Origin of the sequence: Listeria sp. ILCC797 (assembly GCF_900186185.1) — a bacterium.
Taxonomy (GTDB): Bacteria; Bacillota; Bacilli; order Lactobacillales; family Listeriaceae; genus Listeria; species Listeria goaensis.
This window is the reverse complement of the sequence record NZ_FYBS01000005.1, coordinates 114,516-136,531: the sequence shown is the minus strand read 5'-3', so window position 1 is coordinate 136,531 and position 22,016 is coordinate 114,516. Positions and strand designations below refer to the sequence as shown.

Below are 22,016 nucleotides of genomic sequence, written 5' to 3'. Positions count from 1 at the left end.
GCATTACTCCTTATTTTTTTCTAACTTTAAAGAGAGGTTGACCAAATTCAACAAGTTCCCCATTAGAAACTAAAATTTCAGCAATCTCACCGTTTAAGTCAGCTGTAATTTCATTGAATAATTTCATCGCTTCTACGACACAAACAATTGTGTTGTTTGACACTTGAGAGCCAATTTCAACAAATGGCGGTTCGCCTGGGCTACCAGATGTATAAAACGTTCCTACCATTGGAGAGGTAATTACTTCTAAATCGCTTGTTTCCACTGGTGCTTCGGACACGACTGGAGATGGCGAATTTTCTACAACATTTACTTTTGGTGCAGCTTCAGGCAGAACGACTTGTCCTACTTCACTTAGTGCATGGGAAACTACGCCACTGTTTTTCTTTATAGAAAGCTTTGTTCCCTCTTGGTCTAATTCAAATTCATTTAAATTGGAATCGTCAATCAGCTCAATAAGCTGTTTAATATCATCAAATGATAGCATTTTTTTCTACACTCCTTAACATATCTAGTTCACAAACTAATTTCATTGTACCATAATTTCTTTTTAAATGGATAAATCACACGCTCATATTTCAATTTTTTCACAAAAAAATAGTACCTATCGGTGGATAAGTACTACTTCTTTTACTAAGCACGTGATACGTAACTAGCTTCTGTTGTATTAATCACAAGTGTGTCCCCTTCGTTTACGAAGAATGGCACCTGAACAACTAAGCCTGTTTCAAGTGTTGCTGGTTTAGAGCCTCCAGATGAAGTATCACCTTTAATTCCGGGTTCAGTTGCAGTTACTTCTAACTCAACTGTGTTTGGCAAGTCTACACCAATTGTTTCACCTTGATACATGATGATGTTGATTTCCATATTTTCTTTTAGGAATTTCAACTCATATTCAATTTGCGTTGCTGGCAATTCAATTTGTTCATAAGATTCGTTATCCATGAACACGTGATTTGTGCCATCTGCATATAGATATTGCATTTTACGGTTATCAATTTGTGCTTTGGCTACTTTTTCGCCGCCGCGGAATGTTTTTTCTTGAATCGCGCCAGTACGTAGATTGCGTAGTTTAGAGCGAACAAAAGCGGCTCCTTTACCTGGCTTCACGTGTTGGAAATCCAAAACGCGCCAAATCCCATTATCTACTTCAATTGTAAGACCAGTACGAAAATCGTTAACTGAAATCATCTTTTTTCCTCCTGTAAATCCCATTTTCTTAGTTCTTACTTATTTAACCACAAATGGCTAAAAGTTACAAAGAAATTTTATAAAATAATGAGCTCTTTTGGCGAATGAATTAAAACCTCATTCCCTGTTTCTGTAATTAAAATATCGTCCTCGATACGTACACCGCCAATTCCAGGTAGGTAGATGCCTGGTTCGTCAGTCACTACATTGCCGGCAACTAATTTTTGCGGACTCTTCATCGATAAGTTTGGACCTTCGTGGATTTCAAGTCCGATACCATGACCTAGAGAGTGTCCAAAATCCTCACCATAGCCGAAAGAAGCAATGTGATCACGCGCAATTTCATCCGCCTCGATGCCAGTCATACCAGGTTTTAATGCCTCAATAACTTTAAGTTGCGCATCTAGCGTAATTTGGTAAATCTCTTTTAATTTTTCGCTTGGTTCGCCCATCGAAACTGTTCGCGTCATATCGGAACAGTATCCATTGTAATAGCAACCGTAATCCATTGTTACAAAGTCGCCTGTTTCAATTTTTTTATCAGATGCCACTCCGTGTGGAAGCGCCGAACGAATACCGCTTGCCACAATGGTATCGAACGAAGATGAAGTCGCGCCTTGTCTGCGCATAAAGAATTCAAGTTCATTGGATACTTCAAGCTCTGTCATGCCAACTTTCATAAAGCGAATGATATGTTCAAACGCGGCATCTGCAATTTCGCATGCAGTTCGAATTTCTTTTAATTCGGCTTCTGTTTTCACTTGGCGCATCTTTTCAAAAAATCCTTGAACTGGAGAAAGTACTGCAGAAAATATTTGTTCCATTCCTTTAAATTCAGCAACAGTAACATAAGCTTCTTCAAAAGCCAATGTTTTTACACCATTTTTTTGGAGTAATTCTTCGACAGTTTCAAAGATTGGTCCTTGGTGCTTCACAATTTCATAACCTACAGCTTGTTTAGCGGCTTGTTCCGTATAACGGAAGTCCGTCACAAAATAAGCTTTTTGGGGCAAAATTAGCGCCACACCACTCGTACCAGTAAAGCTAGAAACGTAACGTCTATTATATTCGCTCGTCACAAGAACGGCTTCCATTTTTTCATTGACAAGTGCTTGCTGTATCCTTGATAATCGATTCATTTTTAACTTCCTCCCTATATGTAAGTTTCGTTTTTTATTTTACCATAAGTCGCGCACAAAAACTCATCCGAGAGCTGGATGAGTTTTTGCGGTATACCATTTTTTAGTGAAGTGAGGTAGAACAGCCCAAAACGCATTGGACTACTCTTTTTATAGCCTTTTTTTATAAAATTAAAACATTCAAGAAAAAGTCAGCAACAACCTGTGCTTCCTGTGTTATAATTAGTTTTTAGAAATCATAAAGGCTGGTGAACTTGTTGGAAGATAGACAAAAACCTGCTTATGGTGGTCAAGCAGTCGTTGAAGGCGTCATGTTTGGCGGCAAAAAGCAAACCGTTACAGCCATTCGCAGACTAGACGGTACGATGGAGTACTTTTATTTAGAAAAAAATAGCCCTCAATGGGTTACGACTTTAAAGCGCATTCCTTTTTTAAGAGGTATTGTGGCACTCGTTGAATCTAGTGCCATTGGTTCCAAACATTTAACGTTTGCAACTGATCGCTATGATGAAGATCCAAATCAACCTGAAGTGGAAGAAAAAATTGAGAAAAAAGAATCGAAAGTTGCCCTCTGGCTCGGCGTTGCGGTTATTGGCGTCCTTTCATTTGTTTTCGCGAAATTCGTGATGACGCTGATTCCAGTGTTTCTCGCACAGTTTTTCCGTTTTCTTGTTCCAGGTGATGTTGGACAAGTCATTTTAGAAAGCTTTTTTAAACTTTTATTGTTGCTAACTTACATTTTTGCCATTTCACAAACCCCCATTATCAAGCGGGTTTTCCAATATCACGGTTCCGAGCATAAGGTGATCAACTGCTATGAAAACAACCTCCCTCTTACGGTAGAAAATGTTCAAAAGCAGTCGCGGCTTCATTATCGTTGTGGGAGCAGCTTCATTTTATTCACCGTAATTGTCGGGATGTTCATTTACTTCTTAGTGCCAACTGACCCGCTGTGGCTCCGTGTTGTGGATCGTATCTTGCTCATTCCGGTTGTGCTAGGCGTTGCATTTGAAGTGCTGCAACTAACAAACAAGTGTCGGAACATTCCCGTTTTGCGCTTCCTAGGCTATCCAGGACTCTGGCTTCAACTTATCACAACAAAAGAGCCTGACGATTCACAAGTTGAAGTTGCTATCGCTTCTTTTAATGAACTTTTGCGCGTTGAAAAAGAAGGCGTTCCAGAAGATGAATTGCCTCAAAATTTAGAGTTACTGGAGTAGATGAATATGAAAAAATCATCCAAAATTATTTTGACTCTAATTGTTGTACTGTGCCTGATTGGCATCTTTACAGGTGGCGCGATTTCACTTGTCACACTCATTATCATTGGGGCGATTTCCGCTCTTTTACTCTTTGTTTTATTTCATTTTATTGCAACTCCAAAAGCGTCAGGATACAAAAAAGCGGTGAAGCAATCCAAGCAACTTCGCCGAAACGAAGAAAATCGCATTTCAAAAAAGAAAAAATCTTCGTTCAAAGTCATTGATGGTGGGAAAAAATAAGTTATAATAGAATTGATGTTGTATTGGAAAGGAGTTTACAGAATTGGATTTCAGTTGGATTTTAGCCATTGCCATTTTACTGATTTTACTTGGTTATGAAGTATATCAGCTAATTATGCGCAGAAAAGCAATCACCGTTTTATCAGAAGAAGAGTTTAAGGAGGGGTATCGCAAAGCACAGCTTATTGATGTGCGCGAGCCTAATGAGTTTGACGGCGGTCACATTTTAGGAGCACGAAACATTCCTGTGACGCAACTTAAACAGCGTATTTCTGAGTTCCGCAAAGATCAGCCCATTTACTTATATTGTCAGTCCGCACAGCGTAGTAATCGTGCAGGCATCATGCTTTATAAGCGCGGCTACCGGAATATTTACCAGCTAAAAAGCGGTTTCCGTAAATGGTCAGGTAAAACAAAAGCGAAATAATCATGAAAGCCGTCTCCGTTTACGAGGCGGCTCAAATTTTATAAAGGAGCCTATATATGTCTAAAATAGTAGCACCGAAAATTCCTCATCATTTAACAAATGCGTTTGAAGCAGACTTAACCGATTCTTATATGCAGCACATCCTTTTTACAGGCGCTTTCCCACTTCCAGAAACAGAAAGTCTTGTCATTAATCAGTCAAAATTTGAAAATGTCTTTTTCGAAGGTCGTTATTATCCGAAATTTGACCTGACTGATGTTCTTTTTGAAAAATGCAATTTATCAAACGTAACCCTCTATTCAAGCACTGTTCATCGCGTAACATTTAGCGATTGCAAATTGACTGGCGTTGATTTTTCCGACAGCTTGCTACACAATGTGACCTTCCAGAATTGTTTGCTCGATTTAGCAGGGTTTAGTTTTTCAAAATTTAAAAATGCCACATTTATAGATTGCCAATTGACTGGCGCAGAATTCGAAAGCACTGAATTCAAACAATTTTCATTTCAAAATTGCCTTTTAACGGACTGCCTTTTTGCTAATACTTCGCTAAGCGGGCTTGACTTCACAAGCTGCACATTTGAAAAACTAATTGCTTCGATTGAATCACTAAAAGGACTAAAAGTGAACGAGGAACAAGCCTTAAAATTGTCCACCCTGCTCGGCATCATTATTGAATAAAATCAGACTAAATACTGACTTAGTTTCCATCTATCGTTGGTTATAAATCCTCTATTTTCTCGTTAAAATAATGGTATCGATATAAAAAGGGGATTTCAAAAATGAAGATATACATACTTTTAACTAGCACCAATACTCTACTCGCAAGAACGATTCAAAAATCAACAGGATTTCCGTTCTCACACGTATCACTTGCATTAGATGCTTCACTTTTTAATACATATAGTTTTGGAAGAAAAAGTGATTTAAATCCATTTCAAGCTGGTTTTGTTCGAGAAAACATGCATGAGCCAATATTCCAAAACGCAACCTGCATCATTTACGAACTTCAAGTTTCAAAAGAAAAATATGCACAAATTAAACGCTCCATCCATAAAATGAAACGCCGAGAAAAACTTTATCGCTATAACTTCTTAGGTTTGTTCGCTATGCTTTTCCAAATTCCCTATAAACGGGAAAACCACATGTTCTGCAGTCAATTTGTTGGGCAGACACTGCTTGAGGCTGATATTAAAATTGATAATATCCCTCCTGAATTGTTAAAGCCAAGTGACTTTACAGCGTTTGAACCATTGAATGAAGTTTTCTCTGGGCAATTGAAAGACTATCCAATTTTTGAAAAAGACAATAAAATTGCTTAAAAAAACCGGGAAGAAGAGCCAACCTCTTACTTCCCGGTTTTTATTATTTTTGATAACGAAGTACTGGTTTTCTTGCAGCACGCGTTTCATCAAGACGTTTTACATACGTATCATGCGGCGCTTCTTGGACGATTTCAGGATCATCTTCTGCTTCTTTTGCAATTTGTAACATCGTATTGATGAATTTATCAAGCGTTTCTTTTGATTCCGTTTCTGTTGGCTCAATCATCATCGCCTCTTCCACAATGAGTGGGAAGTAAACTGTTGGCGGATGGAAATTATGATCTAACAGACGTTTCGCGATATCTGTCGTTCTGACGCCAAGTTTCTTTTGACGATTGCCGCTAAGGACAAATTCGTGTTTGCAGACTTGGTCGAACGGGAGATCAAACGCTTTTTCAAGTCGGCGCATCATGTAATTGGCGTTTAAAACGGCGTACTCGGTTACTTTTTTGAGTCCGTCTGGGCCCATGGTGCGGATATACGTATACGCCCTGACGTTAATTCCGAAGTTCCCATAATAAGGTTTTACACGGCCGATAGATTGCGGGTAGTTGTAATCAAACGTGTAGTTTTCCCCTTCTTTCGTTAAAACAGGCGTAGGCAAGAATGGGATTAAATCTTTTTTGATTCCAATTGGACCAGAGCCAGGTCCACCGCCGCCGTGCGGACCGGTAAATGTTTTATGCAGATTTAAATGCACCACATCGAATCCCATGTCCCCTGGACGCACCTTTGCCATAATCGCATTTAAATTTGCCCCATCGTAGTATAGCTTTCCTCCCGCAGCATGAATGATTTCCGCAATTTCCACGATGTCTTTTTCAAAAAGACCGAGTGTGTTTGGGTTTGTCAGCATGAGCGCGGCTGTATCTTCGCCAACGACAGTGCGCAAATCTTCAACATCAACAAGTCCTTTTTCGTTCGATTTCACGGTCACTACTTCAAAGCCTGCGACGGTTGCAGAAGCTGGGTTCGTGCCATGCGCAGAATCAGGAATAATCACTTTCGTACGCTTCGTATCCCCGTTTGCTTCGTGATAAGCGCGAATCAGCATCAGGCCAGTCCACTCGCCCTGCGCCCCTGCTGCTGGCTGTAATGTTACTTCGTCCATGCCCGTAATTTCCACTAGACTCGTTTGCAAATCATATAAAAGAGCCATCGCGCCTTGCACGGAACTTTCAGGCTGATACGGGTGAATGTTCGCAAATCCAGGAAAACGTGCTACTTTTTCATTAATTTTTGGATTGTACTTCATCGTACATGAACCGAGCGGATAAAAGCCTGAATCTACGCCAAAGTTATGGTTGGAAAGCTCGGTGTAGTGACGCATAATTTCAAGTTCGCTAAGCTCTGGTAAATCAGCTTTTTCCGAACGAATATAGCTCGACTCAAAAATATCTTCTAAGTTCGTTTCAGGAACATCTTGCTCTGGCAGACTAAAACCGATACGCCCAGGCACGGAACGTTCGAATACAAGTTTCATCGTTTCACTCATTTTACTCCCTCCAAACTCTCTACTAATGCTGTAATAAAGGCATCGATTTCGTCTTTCGTGCGCATTTCAGTTACGGCGACAAGCATATGATTCGCGTATTGCGGCGCATAGAGCCCTAGATCAAAACCGCCAATAAAACCGCGCTCAAGTAGCATTTCATTAACGTGTTTCACTGGCTCATCTAACTTCACGACAAATTCATTAAAGAAAGCGTCCGAGAATAAAACGGTAAAACCAGCCGCTTGAAACGCACTTTTAGCATAATGAGCTTTATCAATGTTTTGCTTGGCCATTTCTGGAAGCCCGTTCTGACCAAGCGCGACCATTGCAACAGAAGAAGCAAGCGCATTTAACGCCTGATTCGAACAAATATTTGATGTTGCCTTATCGCGGCGAATGTGCTGTTCACGCGCTTGGAGTGTCAATACATAGCCACGTTTTCCGTTCTCGTCAACCGTTTCACCGACTAATCGTCCTGGAACTTTACGCATTAATTTTGTCGTACACGCGAAATAGCCACAGTGCGGGCCACCAAACGATTCAGGAATCCCAAACACCTGCGTATCGCCAGCCACAATATCCGCCCCAAACTTCCCAGGTGGGGTTAAAATTCCTAAAGCGAGCGGATTACTTGAAACAATGAGTAGACCTTTTTGTTCGTGAACAATCGCTTCAATTGCCGCTAGATCTTCTACTTGTCCATAAAAATTAGGATAACCGACAACGACACCGGCAACCTCATCGTTCATAGCCAATTTAAGGGCCGCTAAATCCGTTTTTCCGTCCTTTTCAGGGATGAGCTCTACTTCGACATGTTGCCCACTTGCATACGTCCTTAACACGTTAATAGATTCAGGGTGAACCGCCTCAGATACTAACACTTTCTTCCGCTTTGTATGCCCTGATGCAAGCATAGCCCCTTCAGCGAGTGATGTTCCGCCGTCATACATCGACGAGTTCGCTAAATCCATTCCCGTCAACTCTGCAATCATCGTCTGAAACTCAAAAATCGCCTGCAATTCCCCTTGCGAAATTTCTGGTTGGTACGGCGTATAAGCCGTGTAAAATTCAGAACGCGAAATAACATGGTCCACAATTGTTGGAATGTAGTGCGAATACACGCCTGCCCCTAAAAATGAGGCTGTTTCTTGCGTATTCACATTTTGTGCAGCGAGTTTCGTAAGTTCACGCAATAAGTTGGGTTCCGAAATGGCCGGTTTTAAATCATAATCCCGATTGAATCTAATTTTCTCAGGAATATCCGTGAATAAATCTTGGATGGAACTGACCCCAATTGTTTCTAACATTTCTTTTTCATCTTGCTCCGTCATTGGTAAGTAGCGAAATTTTGACATGTTCTTTCCTCCTTTTAATGGCGTAAAGTTTATTTTCCTCGCTTATAAAACGGCGTTTCAACAACGACTGCTTTAAGTTTCTTGTTGCGCACTCCGACTTCAAGCTCAACTCCAAGTTCTGCGTAATTCGAGTCGATCAAGGCAAGACCTAAGTTTTTCCCTAAAGTAGGTGATTGTGTGCCCGATGTAATCTTCCCGATTTCCTTCTCGCCTAAGTAAACAGGATAATCGTGTCTTGGTATCCCGCGGTCAAGCAGCTCCACCCCAACAATCTTACGCGGTACGCCCGCTTCTTTTTGTGAAATGAGCGCTGCTTTTCCAATAAAATCAGGCTCTTTTTTTAGCTTTACGGCGAAATTAACGCCTGCTTCAAGTGGCGAAATTTCTTTTGATAACTCTTGACCGTAAAGTGCTAAATTGGCTTCAAATCTAAGCGTATCACGTGCGCCAAGCCCAATTGGTTTTGCCCCTGCACTCACAACTGCTTCAAACACGGTAACCGCATCTTTAGCCGCCATATAAATTTCGAATCCGTCTTCACCTGTATAGCCGCTTCGCGAAATGATTGCGTCTACTCCAACTACCTTTTCCTCTACAAAACCAAAGAATGGAATGCTCGCCAAATCGGCATCTGTCAGGCTTTGCACAAGTTTCTCGGCATTCGGTCCTTGAACCGCTAGTTGGCCATATTCTGATGAAACATTTTTAACTTCTACATCTTCACTAGCATGCTCTTTTAGCCAGTTAAAGTCTTTTTCTGTATTCGCAGCGTTGACAACGAGTAGATAATCTTCATCGTTGCGTTTATAAACAACTAAATCATCTACGGTGCCCCCGTCTTCGTAACACATAATATTATATTGCGCGCGTCCATCTTTTATGTTCGCAATATTATTTGTTAACATTTTTTCTAAGTATGCGGTGCTCTCTTTCCCTGTCACATGAATTTCCCCCATGTGTGAAACATCAAATACTCCAACATCGGTGCGAACTGTTTCATGCTCGGCTTTTATCCCTGCAAATTGTACTGGTAAATCCCATCCCCCGAAATCAATTGTCTTGGCTCCGTACTTCCCATAAATGGAGTGAAGCGGTGTCTGTAATAGCTCTGCCAAAATGAAAACCTCCTTTTAAATTTAAGCATAGGAAAAAGGCTTACTAAATCATAAGCCCTGTCGTAAAAAACTCCAGAGTTGCGTCCCATAAACATCCTTTTGCCTGAGAGTTTCACATACTTCATGCTTTCCCCGTCGGCGCTGTTTTAACAGTCTCTCTGTTTATTTTCAACCGCGTTTTACATATGTATCCTGCCTTTTCCTATAGCTTATCACGCCTTGCAACGTTCGGCAAATTATACGTTCTAACGTATATAAAAGTATTTTCCAAAGGATTCGTTCGTAATGAAAGGGCTTTATTTATTTTCACTCATAAAAACGTACGCATAGTTATCGAATTCACAAAGTTTTGCTACTGGAAAATTTTTTTATGAAGTGATTATTTGTTTTTGGCGTCAATTAAGCGTTTGCATTTTTATAAAGTTGTCGAAATTTCATTTTCGGGCGGAAAACCCCTTTTATACCAAAAAGGAGTTGTTGTGTATGTGGCGAATATAATTAGCAAGAGGTGAATTTTATGCCCCAACTTTTTTTTGATAGTATGTTAGAACAATGTTTTGAGCTGCGTGCAAGCGATTTGCACTTGCACCCTTCTATAACTTGTTACCTTGTGAGAATTCGTGTTTCCGGTAAGCTCCACCCGCTAGCCACTATCCCGTTTGATCTTGGCGATAAGTTAATTTCTTTCTTAAAATTTAATGCTCAAATGGATATCGGCGAAAAGCGTAAGCCGCAATCTGGACAATACGAGCGCATCATCAAAAATCAGACAATCGCTCTTAGAGTATCTACACTTCCGAATAAAACTGGAAGGGAAAGTATGGTTTTGCGACTCTATCATTATGAGAAGCCACTGCCATTTTTAGAAACAACTCTTTTTTATGCTACAGCAAAATCTATTTTCGAATGTTGTGCTTCTAAATCAGGTTTATTTCTATTTTCTGGCAGTACTGGAAGCGGTAAGTCAACATCTATGTATAGTCTTGCTACTGAATTAACGCGGCATACACATAAACAAGTTATCACTATTGAAGATCCTGTCGAACATCTTCATCAAGAGTTTTTACAAATTGAAGTGAACGAACGCGCGGGCCTCACTTATGGAACTATTATCCGTGCGATTCTAAGACATGATCCAGACATTCTTATTATTGGTGAAATTCGTGATAGTGAGACCGCACAGATGGCAATTCGAGCAGCTCTAACAGGGCATCTTGTTATTAGTACTATCCACGCAAGTAGTTTAGATGGCATCATTGCCAGGTTAGCTGAATTAGGCATATCCAAAGAAAATTTGGCGCATTGCTTACTTGGCATAAGTTTTCAAACAATACATGCGCTTTATTGCCCGCTATGCTTAAGTTCTTGCCAACTTTTTTGTACACATCTTTCAAGAAAACGTACGGTTCTTTATGAAGTCGAAACTCGGCAAATCAATCTTCTGCAAATGCTAGAAGGACAACGAAATACCCCCACATTATCACTTAACAAACAATTTCAGAAAGGACTCTGCTATGGCTTTTTTTAATCAATCTGACTGGAATAAAGATGGCGATTTCCTAGTTCGCCTTTCCGAACTTTTAGACAAAGGTTTTCCAATTGATACCGCTATCGCCTATCTAGCCATCACTTCAAAAAAAGAAAAAAGACGCTATCTTATCATGCTTGAAACATTGAATACGGGTGCAAACTTTTCAATCGCTTTACAAAAAGCAGGTTTTCCTTCCTTCATTTCGGCACCTGTCCTTTATGCAAATGAACATGGCTATTTTAACGAAACCCTGTTAGAGTGCGGCAAGCTACTAAAAAGAAAAGCCGAACAACAAAAATCTCTTAAAAAGACATTTCAATATCCGGCTGTTCTCTTTTCAACTGTTATCATCGTATTTTTCTTGTTACGGATTTTCTTGCTGCCGAAGTTTGACCTGCTGTTTAAGCAAATTGCTAACGGTGAAAATGCATCTGGTCAGTTCTCATATTTCTTACTACAACAATTACCGATTATATTATTTGGCCTGATGCTAGGTTGCTTCTTCCTATTCTTATTCATTTTAAGCAGGAGCAAACGAAAAGATGCTTTAAAACGCGCCTTGTTTTTCAATAAAATCCCTATCGTTTCAAGTTTTACGCGTATTCACTATTCTCAACTATTCGCGAGAGAATGTGGTTATTTATTGAAGAGCGGTCTTTCTATTCAACAAACTTTTCAGCTCTTCATGCAAAAGAAATCCACTTCTTTTTTTATGAATATAGGCGAAAAATTTACGATTTCCTTAGAAAAAGGGCTTTCTTTTACGGAAGCTGCAAAATCTATTGGAATCTTTGAAAAAGAGCTTGTTTATATTATTAAACACGGCGAGAAAAATGGTACTTTGTCAGATGAACTTTTATTTTATTATGATTTTTGTCATAGTAAAATGCTCGAAAAAACAGAAAAACTTTTTGGCTATATTCAGCCAGCTGTATTTCTTATTATCGGCATTTTAATTATTTCGATTTATTTATCAATCCTCTATCCCATGTTTTCAATGGTTAATCAAATCTAAAAGGAGTGTTTTCATGTTTAAAATTAATTGGAAAGACAATCAAGCGTTTACTTTAGTGGAAATGTTAATCGTTCTGCTCGTCGTCAGTGTTCTGTTACTCCTAACGATTCCGAACATCGTGAAGCAAAGTAAATCCATTAATGATAAAGGTTGTACTGCTTTTATTTCTGTTGTAGAAAGTCAAGTCCAAGCTTATCAATTAGAATTCAATCAAGTTCCTAGTTTCGCTGATTTACTCGCGAAAGGTTATCTATCTCAAGATCAAAAAAGCTGCCCGAATGGAAAAAGCGTTCAAATTGATGCTTCAGGAAATGTAAAGGAAAATTAGTGAAAAGAAATAGCTTTACACTCATTGAAATGTTGTTTGTTTTACTGATTTGCAGTTTAACCATTCAATTAACAATTACTCCTGTTCACCGCCTTATCGATCAAATTGCAGAAAAAGAGATGCTTGAGCAAATCAAAGCGGATATTTTTTTGGCCCAAACTATCGCGATTACAAACGGCGAACGAACAGAAATCATTTTTAATCCCGATCAATTTCAAATGGTTGTAGGTGAGCAAACACGCTATACAGAAAAATTTCCTAAGTCGCTAAAAGTTGTTCAACTAGAAAAATTCCAATTTCTACCAGATTCTGGTCATATTAATCGTTTTACAACCGTACACTTTAAAGGGCTTACACGTGACTACAAGTGGATCTTTCAAATTGGGAAAGGACGTTTTAGAATTGAAGAAGCCTAACGGTTTTACGCTGCTTGAAAGTATTTTTTCGCTTAGTATTTTAGTTTTGATCACGTCTTTTATTACGCCATTAATTTTGTTCATGCTTAGTCAACTTGAAACCGAGCGAGAATTAACGATACTTTATCAGCACCTACACGATCAAGCTCGGGCCCATCAATCTCCCCCTTTCAAAAAAGAAATTGATGGTTATTATATTGAGCAATTAAAAAAGGAGGAGATTTGTGGTTGGTCGAGTAAAAATAAAAAATGTCTCCCTCTCGCCGAATAAAAATGCCTTTAGTCTGCTAGAATCTATCATGGCTCTTTTAGTAACAATCATTATTTTTACAATGATCCCTTTCTTACTGCAGACCGAAAAAAAGATATTGAATGTGACGAATATTTCTCATAGTGCAGAATGGCATATTTTTGTGAAACAATTACGCGAAGAGATTGGAAACGGGAAAATTCATATTCGTTCAGACAATAAATTCTGTTCGATTTCAAACAAAGAAATTTGTTACGAATTCTATAAAGATGTGATTCGCAAGCAAGTTGACGGGAAAGGTCATGAAACGTTGCTTACAAATGTCGCTCAATTTTCAATGTATTTAAATGATGCGGAACTAAGTTTGAAAATCAAAACAACTGCAAATAAAAATTTCACTACCATGCTTATGATGGAAAGGGAGTGAGTTAATTTTGAAGAACGGCTTTTCTCTCCCGATTACTCTATTTATCCTTTTCATTAGTTTTCTTATTTTAACAAGTGTTATTACTCTCTTTAATCGCCAAATGGAATTCGAACAGCGGTGGCAGAACTATTACATGGAGCAAATAAAACAAACCAGCATATAGTTGAAAACCAATTTACTTCATTTATACAAAATGACACACTGTCTACTTTTTAACAGACAGTGTGCCATTAATAAATTCGTTCAGAAGACGAAACTAAGTTTGAAATTTCCCCATCTTTAGTGGAAATAAGTTGTTCAAACTGATAGCCGTATAAAACTTTTTGGCCATCTGGTGAACTAACAATTGGTTTATTATCCATGAGTTCTACGATAACACGATGTGATTTCTCTTCTGGATTAATCAATACAAGACGATATTCATTACCTTGTGGACTTATTTTTTTACTTTCATACGGTTCAAACGTCAGGAATGTTTTGGCCGTAAAATTTTTGTCGAAATACGGAATAAAGGTTCCTAACTCATCGTATTCTCTAGGCATCTCATATTTATAAATGGTTTGAAATCCTATTGTTCGAAAATCATACGTGACTTTTGATGGGTCATCAGGTCGTTCAGTTGTAAGAAGCATATTGTGGCTTACCGCAAATTGCAAAATATTGGCCACGATAAGACTTTCTGGTTCTTGTTCTCTAGTATCTTCCAAATACAAATTACCGAGTTCAATCCCAGGTTCTTTCCGGTTTACTACATACAAATTATCACTATACCAACTGACAAACTGCGATGTAGTCGTCACTTTTGAAATTTCACTCGTTTCTGTATCAATAACATTTACTGTATAAGCAAAATTTTGATCAAAGAGAACCATCATTATTTTGTTTATCGAATCCGGATTCCAATAAAAATTGGCAGATAATGGTTCCATCTCTTTACTCATAAGAGTACTACCATCTGATGTCGAATGAACAGATAAATTCACTTTATTGTTTTTTTGAATAGCATACACGAGAAACTGAGAACCATCTGGACTTAATTGCACATCAGAAATTAAGCTGTCTACAGCTAATATTGGTTTTTCTTTTCCTGTATAAATATTGTAGTTGACGAAGTTTGTGCTTTTTCCTTGTTGGGCTTGCACTAAGACACTATCATTATTTAGCCAACCGACAATGCGAACAAACTTCTGCTTACTTGTTTGAAATGGCTTGACAACCATATTCTCATCTTTCTTCGCATCTTTCTGCTTAGGAGGAGAGCAGCCAAATGAAATAGAAGTGATTACGACAACGAACACAACTAGGATAAGTACTTGTTTTTTCTTCATCTCAAGCCTCCAATCTGTTTATCTATCCATAAAAATACCCTTTTTAGAATAAGCTAAAACTAGATTAGATGGCGCTTTTTTTAATTATTACGCTTCCTCATTTGGGAGCGCTAACCATGCAGCTCCAATAACGCCTGCATCATTGCCTTTTGTAGCAATTGAAATTTTAGTTGATTCCCTAACTGCTGGAAATACCATTGTTTCAAAATAAGCAATAACTGGTTTTAATAAAGCATCACCAGCAGCTGAAACACCTCCACCGATAATAATCTTCTCAGGATTTAACATATTACCAATATGGCTAAGTGCTAAAGCTAAATAGAATGAAATTTTATCGACAACAAGTTTAGCTAGCTCATCATTTTCTTTTTCAAAATCAAAAACAAGTTTAGCTGTTACTTCTTCATCATTTATAATCGCATCACGGAGTTTAGACTTACCTAAAAAGTCTTTTGCTAAGTCTTTCGCAACCCGTACGATACCTGTTGCAGAAGCGATTGTTTCTAGGCACCCTTTCTTACCACATGTACAATCATAACCGTTTTCAGGCACGACCGTAACATGACCAATTTCGCCAGCTGCGCCTCTTACGCCATGAAGAATTTTGCCTTCAGCAAAGATTCCGCCGCCAACGCCTGTACCTAATGTGACGAATACTACATTTGCACCGCCTTCACCAGCACCTTTCCAGCGTTCACCAAGTGCTGCAACGTTTGCATCATTATCTAAGTGAACTTTTAATCCAGTTATACGACCCAGATCTTCTGACACATTTTGTTCTTCTACCCAGTTCAAATTATAAGCGCCTTTTACAGTTCCCTTTTCAAAGTTTACAGCGCCTGGAGTTCCCATACCGATGCCATAGAATTCATCGCTTTTAACTTGAAGCTCAGCCAATTTTTGATTTAAGCTATTCCCAATATCTTGAACAATGTTTGAGCCGTTGTCTTCGATGTTCGTTTTAATTGTCCATTTCTCAGTAATATCGCCTTCTTTGTTTAAAAGCGCAATTTTTGCTGTTGTTCCGCCTAAATCAATACCAATTAACTTTTTGTCCATGTCCCTTATTCTCCTTTTATTTACTATTTTTCTTCTGTTCTTTTATTAACTCTTGTTTTAGAATACCTCGCGCTTTAGCATATAGCTCTCTATCTAAAATTTGGTGTTTAAAAAGTTCTGTCAGTTCATGCTCCATCATTTCGATATCATACTCGCGTTTGCCAAGATAAACAATAATGCCATACTTTTTTAATAGCTGTGCTACATCGTAAACAGAATTCATAGTGCTCCCTCTAACTGGTTAGAATTTTTTAATTGATTATAGAAATCTAAAAAGAACTTTTCATCAGATAAATCTTTAGCTATTTCAGCTTCTTTTAAAGCATTTTCTCGGTCGCCTTTATGCAAATAGGTCACTGCTAAAATATAATGAGCTTGCGGAATTTCTGGATTCAGTAGAATGGCTTCTCTAGCAGCTGCTTCTGCTTTTGAATAGTGCCTGTTTTGTAAAGCTTCTGTGGCCATAAGGGTATAGCTATATTCATCAGCACTTCTTGTTTCTACTAAATAATCAAGTATTTTATTGGCTTCTTTATGATTTCCTTCTTGAAAATAAGATTGGGCTACACTATTACTAATAGCAGGATTCTGCACTTCACCAGCTTTATCAAATCCCATGACTAGAAATAGAATGGCTAGCGTAACAAAGCCAATTCCGTAAAAAAGTCGCCGCCAGTGAAAATATTGTAGTGGTAAAGATAATGCTCCTGCTAAAAAGAATCCTCCTACAAGGCCACCCACATGTCCAGCCAAATCAATTCCAGTTGCAAAAATATCGATGACTAAATTTACTGCAACCAATGCCGCAATACTAGAACCTATTGTTTTAGCATAAAGATGCGGTTTTAAAACAACTAAGTAGAGCAACGCGCCAAATAGAGCAAAAACAGCTGTACTCGAGCCAACAGCCACATTATTGTTTAACGCAAAGCTTGCGATATTTCCAGCAATTCCGCCGATGAGAAGAATTGTGGCGTAGCGCCATTTCCCATAAATTTTCTCTGCCCATGGACCAACTATATAGAGCATGAGGCAATTTGCTGCGATATGCATGAGTCCGGTATGCAAGAAAATAGGTGTAATTAGACGCCACCATTCGCCTTGATAAATTAGCGGGTTAAACTTAGCACCATATTCAACTAAAGTGAAGGTACTAAGCGACATATCTTTAAAAAACACCCAAAGAAAGTACGCGATTTGCATCGCAATGAAGGTATACGTAATATAAGGTTTTTCTTTTCTTGCTGTTTGTTGTTCTTCAGTTACTTTTTTGGTGATATAGTTGATAACGGTTTGCCGCTCCAATGCGACACGTGCTTCTGTCATTTCACCTTCTACAGAGAAAGTTCCTTGTTGAATCCCAAGTTCATTTTCTAACTCTCGTAACTTTTGTTCAGTATGTTCTGTTGAAATTAAAAAGTTTTGGAGTGAAATTTTATCATTTTTACCTGTTATTATTTTTTCAAATACAGGTTTGTCCCCCACAGGCTCAAAAGGACTGATGTAAATGTTCACGAGTGAAAGCTTTAATCTACCCATTTGTTTACGAAGATTTTCGGCCACGTTAAAGACATGGGTCACGTCGCGCTCCACTACACTTGCCCATCCTAATTCTCGCATTTGAATACGAATGACTGGGCGATCCTTTTTATTTGGATTATCTAACCATAGTTCTTGTTTTTCTTCATGTAAATGAATGAGTCGATAGTTTTCTTGCCCTAAAAAGTAGTTCGTTAACAGCCAGAAAACATAATTTTCTTGGAGGCTCAAAAAATTCCCTGCTTTCTCTCTAAAAATACAGATTACATTTACTACTATACGCAAAAAAATAGGCGTTGTAAACAAATCCTAAATAAAATTCTTAACGATTAAATAACCAAAATTTTCCCAACTGGTATATCATGTCTTTCTGGTTGTAAATCGCTACTTATTTGTTCGCTAAAGCAAAGTGAAATTGTTTGATTAGGATAGTTTTCGAGATAGCGGTCATAAAAGCCACCGCCAAAACCAATACGGTATCCAACATCGTTATAAACTACGCCCGGAACTAACAGTAGATCAATTTTTTCTTTTTGCACAATGGTTGCCTTTTCACTCGGCTCTTTAAGTCCTAGTTTTTTCTCAATTAACTGGTCACCACTTTGATACTCGCGAAATTGCATTTTATTACCTGGATAGATAGTTTCAGGAATGACAATTGTTTTTCGTTCTTGAAAGGCTTTTTCTATGATACATGTTGTATCTACTTCTGGAAATCTTGAGATTGTTACGCCAACAATCATTGCTTGTTGCCATTCGGTTGTGTCAAAAAGTTGGTTGGCTAATTTTTCTGATTTCTCGCGATGCTTTTCTTTATTCATCTGATTGAGTTGTTGCAAAACGTTTTGACGTAAGTCATTTTTATTCATTGGCATAAGGAAACCTCCCTTTTAAATAAAAAAAGCAACAGGGGAAATCCTGCTGCTTACTTTGTTTCGCGGTGTAAAGTTACACGACGCAATCTTGGACAATATTTTTTTAGTTCAATACGTTCAGGATTTTCACGTTTATTTTTAGTCGTAATGTAGTTACGATCGCCACACTCCGTGCATTCTAAAGTAATATTTACGCGCATTGTTTTCCCTCCAACTCTATTCAGAAAAATTATTTATAGACCTGTATTATAATATCATTTTTAGGCTGATTCTGCAAGGTTACATGTGATTTTCTTTTTATTTTCTTTACAAATCTTAAAAGGCATGGTCTTTTAGTAAGCTTTATGTTATAAATAAAGGTAGAGTTTTAGTGAAAAGAGGTGTTACTACATAATGACCGCAATCATAATAATTCTTCTTGTTGCTGCTATTGTCCTGTTCATTGTGTCTTTCTTGAAAAAGGGAAATACAGAACAGACAGAAAGCGAATTTGAAGAAGTTGCGTCGCAGCTGATGCATGAAAATTATCAGCTTAAAAAGCGTGTGTCTGCTCTTGAGAAAGCTATGCAGACTACTGAAACTAAAGAAGCGACTGAAGAAGTGAAAGAAGAAACAACTGAGATGGTAGCTGAAGAATCCTCTTCTACTCCAAGTCCTAAAATGCAATCTCTATTAAAAAAACAAGTTATCACTCTTTATACATCGGGGATTGCAACTGATGAAATCGTGGAACAATCATCTCTTCCGAAAGAAGAAGTTGAACAAATCATAGAAGAATATTTGGAACATTGATTCCAACTGGCAAGAAAGGAGTAAATCGTTGAAAAATAATTTACGCATGATTGCTCTAGGTCTACTCATTTCTGCTGTTGTCCTTTTTGTTTATTCAGAGTTTTTCTCTTCAGAAACCGATGCAGCAACAAAGGAACCAACAACGAAACAAGCAGCTGGAAATAGTAATACTTGGAAGCAAAAATATGAGAAACTTTTAGCTGAGCAAGAACTTGAAAAAAATGAAGTCGCCGAAAAAGAACGTCAAGAAGCTGAAAAGAAAGCGGCTGAAGAAAAGAAAAAAAATGAAGAAAAAAAATATACAGTAGTCGTTTCAAAAGGTGAACCTACTTCTCAAGTAAGTGAAGACTTGAAAAATAATGGTATTATTGCCAATGCACAAGACTTCGACAAGTATTTGAAACAAAATAATTATGAGAAATACGTTCGTGATGGTAAATATGAAGTCACAAATAAAATGACTTTTGATCAACTCGCGAAAAAATTAACTCATCAAGATTAAAAAAACCCAAAGTGCCAAAGCACTTTGGGTTTTTTTTATTTGGACTCGTCTTTTTTGAAACGAGGTTTGCGTGGGCGGTCTTTTTTCTCTTGCGCTTTTTTCTCATCGTAGCCTTCTGGCTTTTCAAGAAGTACTTTGCGAGATAGATTGACGCGACCTTGATGATCGACTTCAATAACTTTGACAGTGACTTCATCGCCAAGTTTTAGAACATCTTCTACTTTACCAACGCGCTCGTAAGCAAGCTCAGAAATATGCACAAGCCCGTCTGTTCCTTTGAATAGCTCAACAAAGGCACCGAATTTTTCGATACGACGAACTTTTCCTGTATAAATCTCGCCAACTTGAACTTCACGAACGATATCTTCAATAATGGCCATTGCTTTTTTGTTCATCGCTTCGTCTTGAGAAGCAACATAAACTGTACCATCTTGTTCAATATCAATTTTCACGCCAGTTTCTTCAATAATTTGATTGATTTGTTTTCCGCCAGGTCCGATAACATCTTTGATTTTATCTGGCTTAATTGTCATGGTCACAATTTTTGGTGCATAAAGAGAGAGCTCAGTACGTGGTGCACTAATTGTGCTCATTAGGTGTTCCAAAATGTGCAGACGGCCTTCTTTTGCTTGTGCAAGAGCTTCTTCTAAAATTTGGCGGCTCAAACCATCGATTTTAATATCCATTTGAAGTGCTGTAATTCCTTCGCTTGTCCCAGCAACTTTAAAGTCCATATCGCCGAAATGGTCTTCCATGCCTTGAATATCCGAAAGAATTGTGTAGTCATCGCCTAATTTCACGAGTCCCATTGCAATCCCAGCTACAGGTGCTTTAATTGGTACACCAGCATCCATCAAAGCGAGTGTCGAGCCACAAATACTTGCTTGCGAACTTGATCCATTGGATTCTAGAACTTCCGATACAAGACGAATTGTATACGGGAAGTCTTCTTCAGATGGGATAATATATTGAAGCGCACGCTCACCTAACGCTCCGTGTCCAATTTCCCGGCGACCAGGCGCACGGCGTGGACCAGTTTCGCCTACACTGAATTGCGGGAAGTTATAATGGTGCATAAAGCGTTTGTATTCTTCAGCGCCTAATCCATCAATGATTTGATGCTCACGAAGAGGAGCTAGCGTACAAATACTTAGCGCTTGCGTTTGACCACGCGTAAATAAACCAGAGCCATGCACACGTGGAAGAAGGCCAGTTTCAGAGGATAACGGACGAATTTCGTTTACTTTACGGCCATCTGGACGAATTTTTTCTTGCGAGATAAGACGACGCATTTCATCTTTCTCAATTATTTCTAAAATATGTGCGACTTCTGCAAGAACAGCTTCTTCATCTTCAAGTTCTTTTGCTTTATAGCCTTCTAAAATTTCTTCTTTTACTTCTTCAATCGCAGCTTCGCGTGCTTTTTTCTCTTCTGTTTGAATTGCTGCTTTCATTTTCGCTTCACTTAAACTCTTCACTTCTTCTTCAAGTTCTGGGTCTGTTACGAAAAGCTCAATTTCGCGTTTTTCTTTTCCAACGGCTTTAATGATTTCTTGCTGGAATTCACATAAGCGCTTGATTTCCTCATGACCAAACATAATTGCTTCAAGCATCGCTTCTTCGGATACTTCTTTGGCGCCTGCTTCAACCATGTTAATCGCTTCGTGTGTTCCCGCAACGGTTAATGAAATATCGCTTTTTTCAGCTTCTTCAATTGTTGGATTGATGATGAATTTGCCATCAACGCGTCCAACATCAACACCTGCAATTGGGCCGTCAAACGGAATGTCTGAAATGCAAAGCGAGATGGAAGAACCTAGCATTGCCGCCATTTCTGGTGAACAGTCTTGATCGACACTGAATACAGTTGACGTAATTTGTACTTCGTTACGGAATCCTTCAGCGAATAACGGACGAATTGGACGGTCAATTAGGCGTGCTGTTAGTGTTGCGCGGTCACTTGGACGTCCTTCACGTTTTAAAAATCCTCCGGGCACTTTACCAACAGAGTACATTTTCTCTTCATAGTTTACCGTAAGAGGGAAAAAATCTCCTGGTCTTGGTTTTTTTGATCCAACTGTTGCTGTTAGAACAACTGTATCGCCGTAGCGCACAAGTGCTGCGCCGCTAGCTTGTTTTGCTAATTGTCCTACTTCGATTTGTAATTTTTTGCCTGCGAGCTCTGTCTGAAATACTTGTTTTTCCGACATAAATCATTCTCCTTTTTTAGAGAACGTTTTCCTTTACCATGCATAAGAATGCTTCATGCACACCCCGAATGCGGGGCACGCATAAATCCAAAAACCTACCATAAAAGTGAGATAGCGCCCTTTTTAGCACGTTTTTGGATTCATGCGATAAATAAAAAATCGTTCTCTTTTTTCTTAATAAAAAAGCGGGAGACAA

The 22,016-nt window shown here is 38.6% G+C and carries 25 protein-coding genes and 1 riboswitch; of the genes, 12 read left to right on the top strand and 13 right to left on the bottom strand.

Annotated elements, in window-relative coordinates; all coding sequences use genetic code 11:
* Positions 1 to 10 precede the first annotated feature (10 nt).
* The 3 genes from accB to BN1609_RS06975 form a co-directional block, all read right to left on the bottom strand.
* A complete protein-coding gene (accB, locus tag BN1609_RS06985) occupies positions 11 to 487 on the bottom strand; it encodes an acetyl-CoA carboxylase biotin carboxyl carrier protein (RefSeq protein ID WP_088840707.1) in 477 nt (158 codons plus the stop codon).
* Positions 488 to 633: 146 nt separating this feature from the next.
* Positions 634 to 1,191, bottom strand: a complete 558-nt coding sequence (gene efp, locus BN1609_RS06980; RefSeq protein ID WP_088809945.1) for an elongation factor P — start codon at positions 1,189 to 1,191, stop codon at positions 634 to 636.
* Positions 1,192 to 1,268: 77 nt separating this feature from the next.
* Positions 1,269 to 2,330: a Xaa-Pro peptidase family protein gene (locus BN1609_RS06975; RefSeq protein WP_088840706.1), complete on the bottom strand. Its 1,062-nt coding sequence runs from the start codon at positions 2,328 to 2,330 to the stop codon at positions 1,269 to 1,271.
* Between the two features lie 311 nt (positions 2,331 to 2,641).
* Between BN1609_RS06975 and BN1609_RS06970 the strand changes: the two genes are divergently transcribed.
* From BN1609_RS06970 to BN1609_RS06950, 5 genes are all read left to right on the top strand, one after another.
* On the top strand, positions 2,642 to 3,550 hold the full coding sequence (locus BN1609_RS06970; protein ID WP_088810045.1) for a DUF1385 domain-containing protein: 909 nt from the start codon (positions 2,642 to 2,644) through the stop codon (positions 3,548 to 3,550).
* Positions 3,551 to 3,556: 6 nt separating this feature from the next.
* On the top strand, positions 3,557 to 3,832 hold the full coding sequence (locus BN1609_RS06965) for a hypothetical protein (protein WP_088815849.1): 276 nt from the start codon (positions 3,557 to 3,559) through the stop codon (positions 3,830 to 3,832).
* A gap of 43 nt (positions 3,833 to 3,875) precedes the next feature.
* A complete protein-coding gene (locus BN1609_RS06960) occupies positions 3,876 to 4,259 on the top strand; it encodes a rhodanese-like domain-containing protein (RefSeq protein WP_088809942.1) in 384 nt (127 codons plus the stop codon).
* A gap of 56 nt (positions 4,260 to 4,315) precedes the next feature.
* Complete coding sequence (locus BN1609_RS06955) at positions 4,316 to 4,939, top strand: pentapeptide repeat-containing protein (protein WP_088815851.1); 624 nt, start codon at positions 4,316 to 4,318, stop codon at positions 4,937 to 4,939.
* A 101-nt stretch (positions 4,940 to 5,040) separates the two neighbouring features.
* A complete protein-coding gene (locus BN1609_RS06950; protein WP_088809939.1) occupies positions 5,041 to 5,580 on the top strand; it encodes a hypothetical protein in 540 nt (179 codons plus the stop codon).
* A gap of 43 nt (positions 5,581 to 5,623) precedes the next feature.
* On the opposite strand, the gene gcvPB is transcribed toward BN1609_RS06950, so the two are convergent.
* Genes gcvPB through gcvT form a run of 3 tightly spaced genes read right to left on the bottom strand, consistent with a single transcriptional unit; the run spans position 5,624 to position 9,548 of the window.
* A complete protein-coding gene (gene gcvPB, locus BN1609_RS06945; RefSeq protein ID WP_088840705.1) occupies positions 5,624 to 7,078 on the bottom strand; it encodes an aminomethyl-transferring glycine dehydrogenase subunit GcvPB in 1,455 nt (484 codons plus the stop codon).
* Positions 7,075 to 8,433 carry an aminomethyl-transferring glycine dehydrogenase subunit GcvPA gene (gene gcvPA, locus BN1609_RS06940; RefSeq protein ID WP_088809935.1) on the bottom strand — a complete coding sequence of 453 codons (1,359 nt, stop codon included), beginning with the start codon at positions 8,431 to 8,433 and terminating at the stop codon, positions 7,075 to 7,077. Before gcvPA ends, gcvPB begins: the two co-directional genes overlap by 4 nt.
* 29 nt (positions 8,434 to 8,462) lie before the next feature.
* The gene (gene gcvT / locus BN1609_RS06935) at positions 8,463 to 9,548 is read right to left on the bottom strand and encodes a glycine cleavage system aminomethyltransferase GcvT (RefSeq protein WP_088809933.1); all 1,086 of its coding nucleotides are present in this window, start codon (positions 9,546 to 9,548) and stop codon (positions 8,463 to 8,465) included.
* Between the two features lie 81 nt (positions 9,549 to 9,629).
* A riboswitch (glycine riboswitch) is annotated at positions 9,630 to 9,720 on the bottom strand.
* Positions 9,721 to 10,065: 345 nt separating this feature from the next.
* On the opposite strand from gcvT, the gene comGA reads away from it, so the two are divergent.
* The 5 genes from comGA (at position 10,066) to comGF (ending at position 13,515) form a co-directional block, all read left to right on the top strand.
* The gene (gene comGA / locus BN1609_RS06930) at positions 10,066 to 11,076 is read left to right on the top strand and encodes a competence type IV pilus ATPase ComGA (protein ID WP_088815855.1); all 1,011 of its coding nucleotides are present in this window, start codon (positions 10,066 to 10,068) and stop codon (positions 11,074 to 11,076) included.
* Positions 11,063 to 12,094, top strand: coding sequence for a competence type IV pilus assembly protein ComGB (comGB, locus tag BN1609_RS06925; RefSeq protein WP_088809931.1), 1,032 nt, complete (start codon positions 11,063 to 11,065; stop codon positions 12,092 to 12,094). Before comGA ends, comGB begins: the two co-directional genes overlap by 14 nt.
* Before the next feature lie 13 nt (positions 12,095 to 12,107).
* Positions 12,108 to 12,422, top strand: coding sequence for a competence type IV pilus major pilin ComGC (gene comGC, locus BN1609_RS06920; RefSeq protein ID WP_088809930.1), 315 nt, complete (start codon positions 12,108 to 12,110; stop codon positions 12,420 to 12,422).
* Positions 12,422 to 12,838, top strand: a complete 417-nt coding sequence (gene comGD / locus BN1609_RS06915; RefSeq protein ID WP_255377328.1) for a competence type IV pilus minor pilin ComGD — start codon at positions 12,422 to 12,424, stop codon at positions 12,836 to 12,838. Before comGC ends, comGD begins: the two co-directional genes overlap by 1 nt.
* Before the next feature lie 224 nt (positions 12,839 to 13,062).
* On the top strand, positions 13,063 to 13,515 hold the full coding sequence (comGF, locus tag BN1609_RS06905; RefSeq protein ID WP_088809928.1) for a competence type IV pilus minor pilin ComGF: 453 nt from the start codon (positions 13,063 to 13,065) through the stop codon (positions 13,513 to 13,515).
* 230 nt (positions 13,516 to 13,745) lie between these two features.
* Here comGF and BN1609_RS06900 read toward each other — a convergent pair whose 3' ends face one another.
* The 6 genes from BN1609_RS06900 to rpmG form a co-directional block, all read right to left on the bottom strand.
* On the bottom strand, positions 13,746 to 14,843 hold the full coding sequence (locus BN1609_RS06900; RefSeq protein ID WP_088840703.1) for a hypothetical protein: 1,098 nt from the start codon (positions 14,841 to 14,843) through the stop codon (positions 13,746 to 13,748).
* Positions 14,844 to 14,930: 87 nt separating this feature from the next.
* Positions 14,931 to 15,902: an ROK family glucokinase gene (locus BN1609_RS06895; protein ID WP_088815860.1), complete on the bottom strand. Its 972-nt coding sequence runs from the start codon at positions 15,900 to 15,902 to the stop codon at positions 14,931 to 14,933.
* A gap of 16 nt (positions 15,903 to 15,918) precedes the next feature.
* Positions 15,919 to 16,125 carry a YqgQ family protein gene (locus BN1609_RS06890; protein WP_088809925.1) on the bottom strand — a complete coding sequence of 69 codons (207 nt, stop codon included), beginning with the start codon at positions 16,123 to 16,125 and terminating at the stop codon, positions 15,919 to 15,921.
* The gene (locus BN1609_RS06885; protein WP_088809924.1) at positions 16,122 to 17,672 is read right to left on the bottom strand and encodes a rhomboid family intramembrane serine protease; all 1,551 of its coding nucleotides are present in this window, start codon (positions 17,670 to 17,672) and stop codon (positions 16,122 to 16,124) included. Before BN1609_RS06885 ends, BN1609_RS06890 begins: the two co-directional genes overlap by 4 nt.
* A gap of 98 nt (positions 17,673 to 17,770) precedes the next feature.
* Positions 17,771 to 18,316, bottom strand: coding sequence for a 5-formyltetrahydrofolate cyclo-ligase (locus tag BN1609_RS06880; RefSeq protein ID WP_244169943.1), 546 nt, complete (start codon positions 18,314 to 18,316; stop codon positions 17,771 to 17,773).
* 50 nt (positions 18,317 to 18,366) lie between these two features.
* Positions 18,367 to 18,516 (bottom strand): 50S ribosomal protein L33, encoded by a 150-nt coding sequence (gene rpmG, locus BN1609_RS06875; protein WP_003719608.1) that lies wholly within the window; start codon positions 18,514 to 18,516, stop codon positions 18,367 to 18,369.
* Between the two features lie 193 nt (positions 18,517 to 18,709).
* Here rpmG and BN1609_RS06870 point away from each other — a divergent pair, with 193 nt between their 5' ends.
* Together BN1609_RS06870 and BN1609_RS06865 are read left to right on the top strand one after the other, a co-directional pair.
* The gene (locus BN1609_RS06870) at positions 18,710 to 19,108 is read left to right on the top strand and encodes a hypothetical protein (RefSeq protein WP_088815862.1); all 399 of its coding nucleotides are present in this window, start codon (positions 18,710 to 18,712) and stop codon (positions 19,106 to 19,108) included.
* Between the two features lie 28 nt (positions 19,109 to 19,136).
* A complete protein-coding gene (locus tag BN1609_RS06865) occupies positions 19,137 to 19,610 on the top strand; it encodes an endolytic transglycosylase MltG (RefSeq protein ID WP_088809922.1) in 474 nt (157 codons plus the stop codon).
* A gap of 35 nt (positions 19,611 to 19,645) precedes the next feature.
* On the opposite strand, the gene pnp is transcribed toward BN1609_RS06865, so the two are convergent.
* On the bottom strand, positions 19,646 to 21,820 hold the full coding sequence (gene pnp, locus BN1609_RS06860; protein WP_088809921.1) for a polyribonucleotide nucleotidyltransferase: 2,175 nt from the start codon (positions 21,818 to 21,820) through the stop codon (positions 19,646 to 19,648).
* Positions 21,821 to 22,016 lie beyond the last annotated feature (196 nt).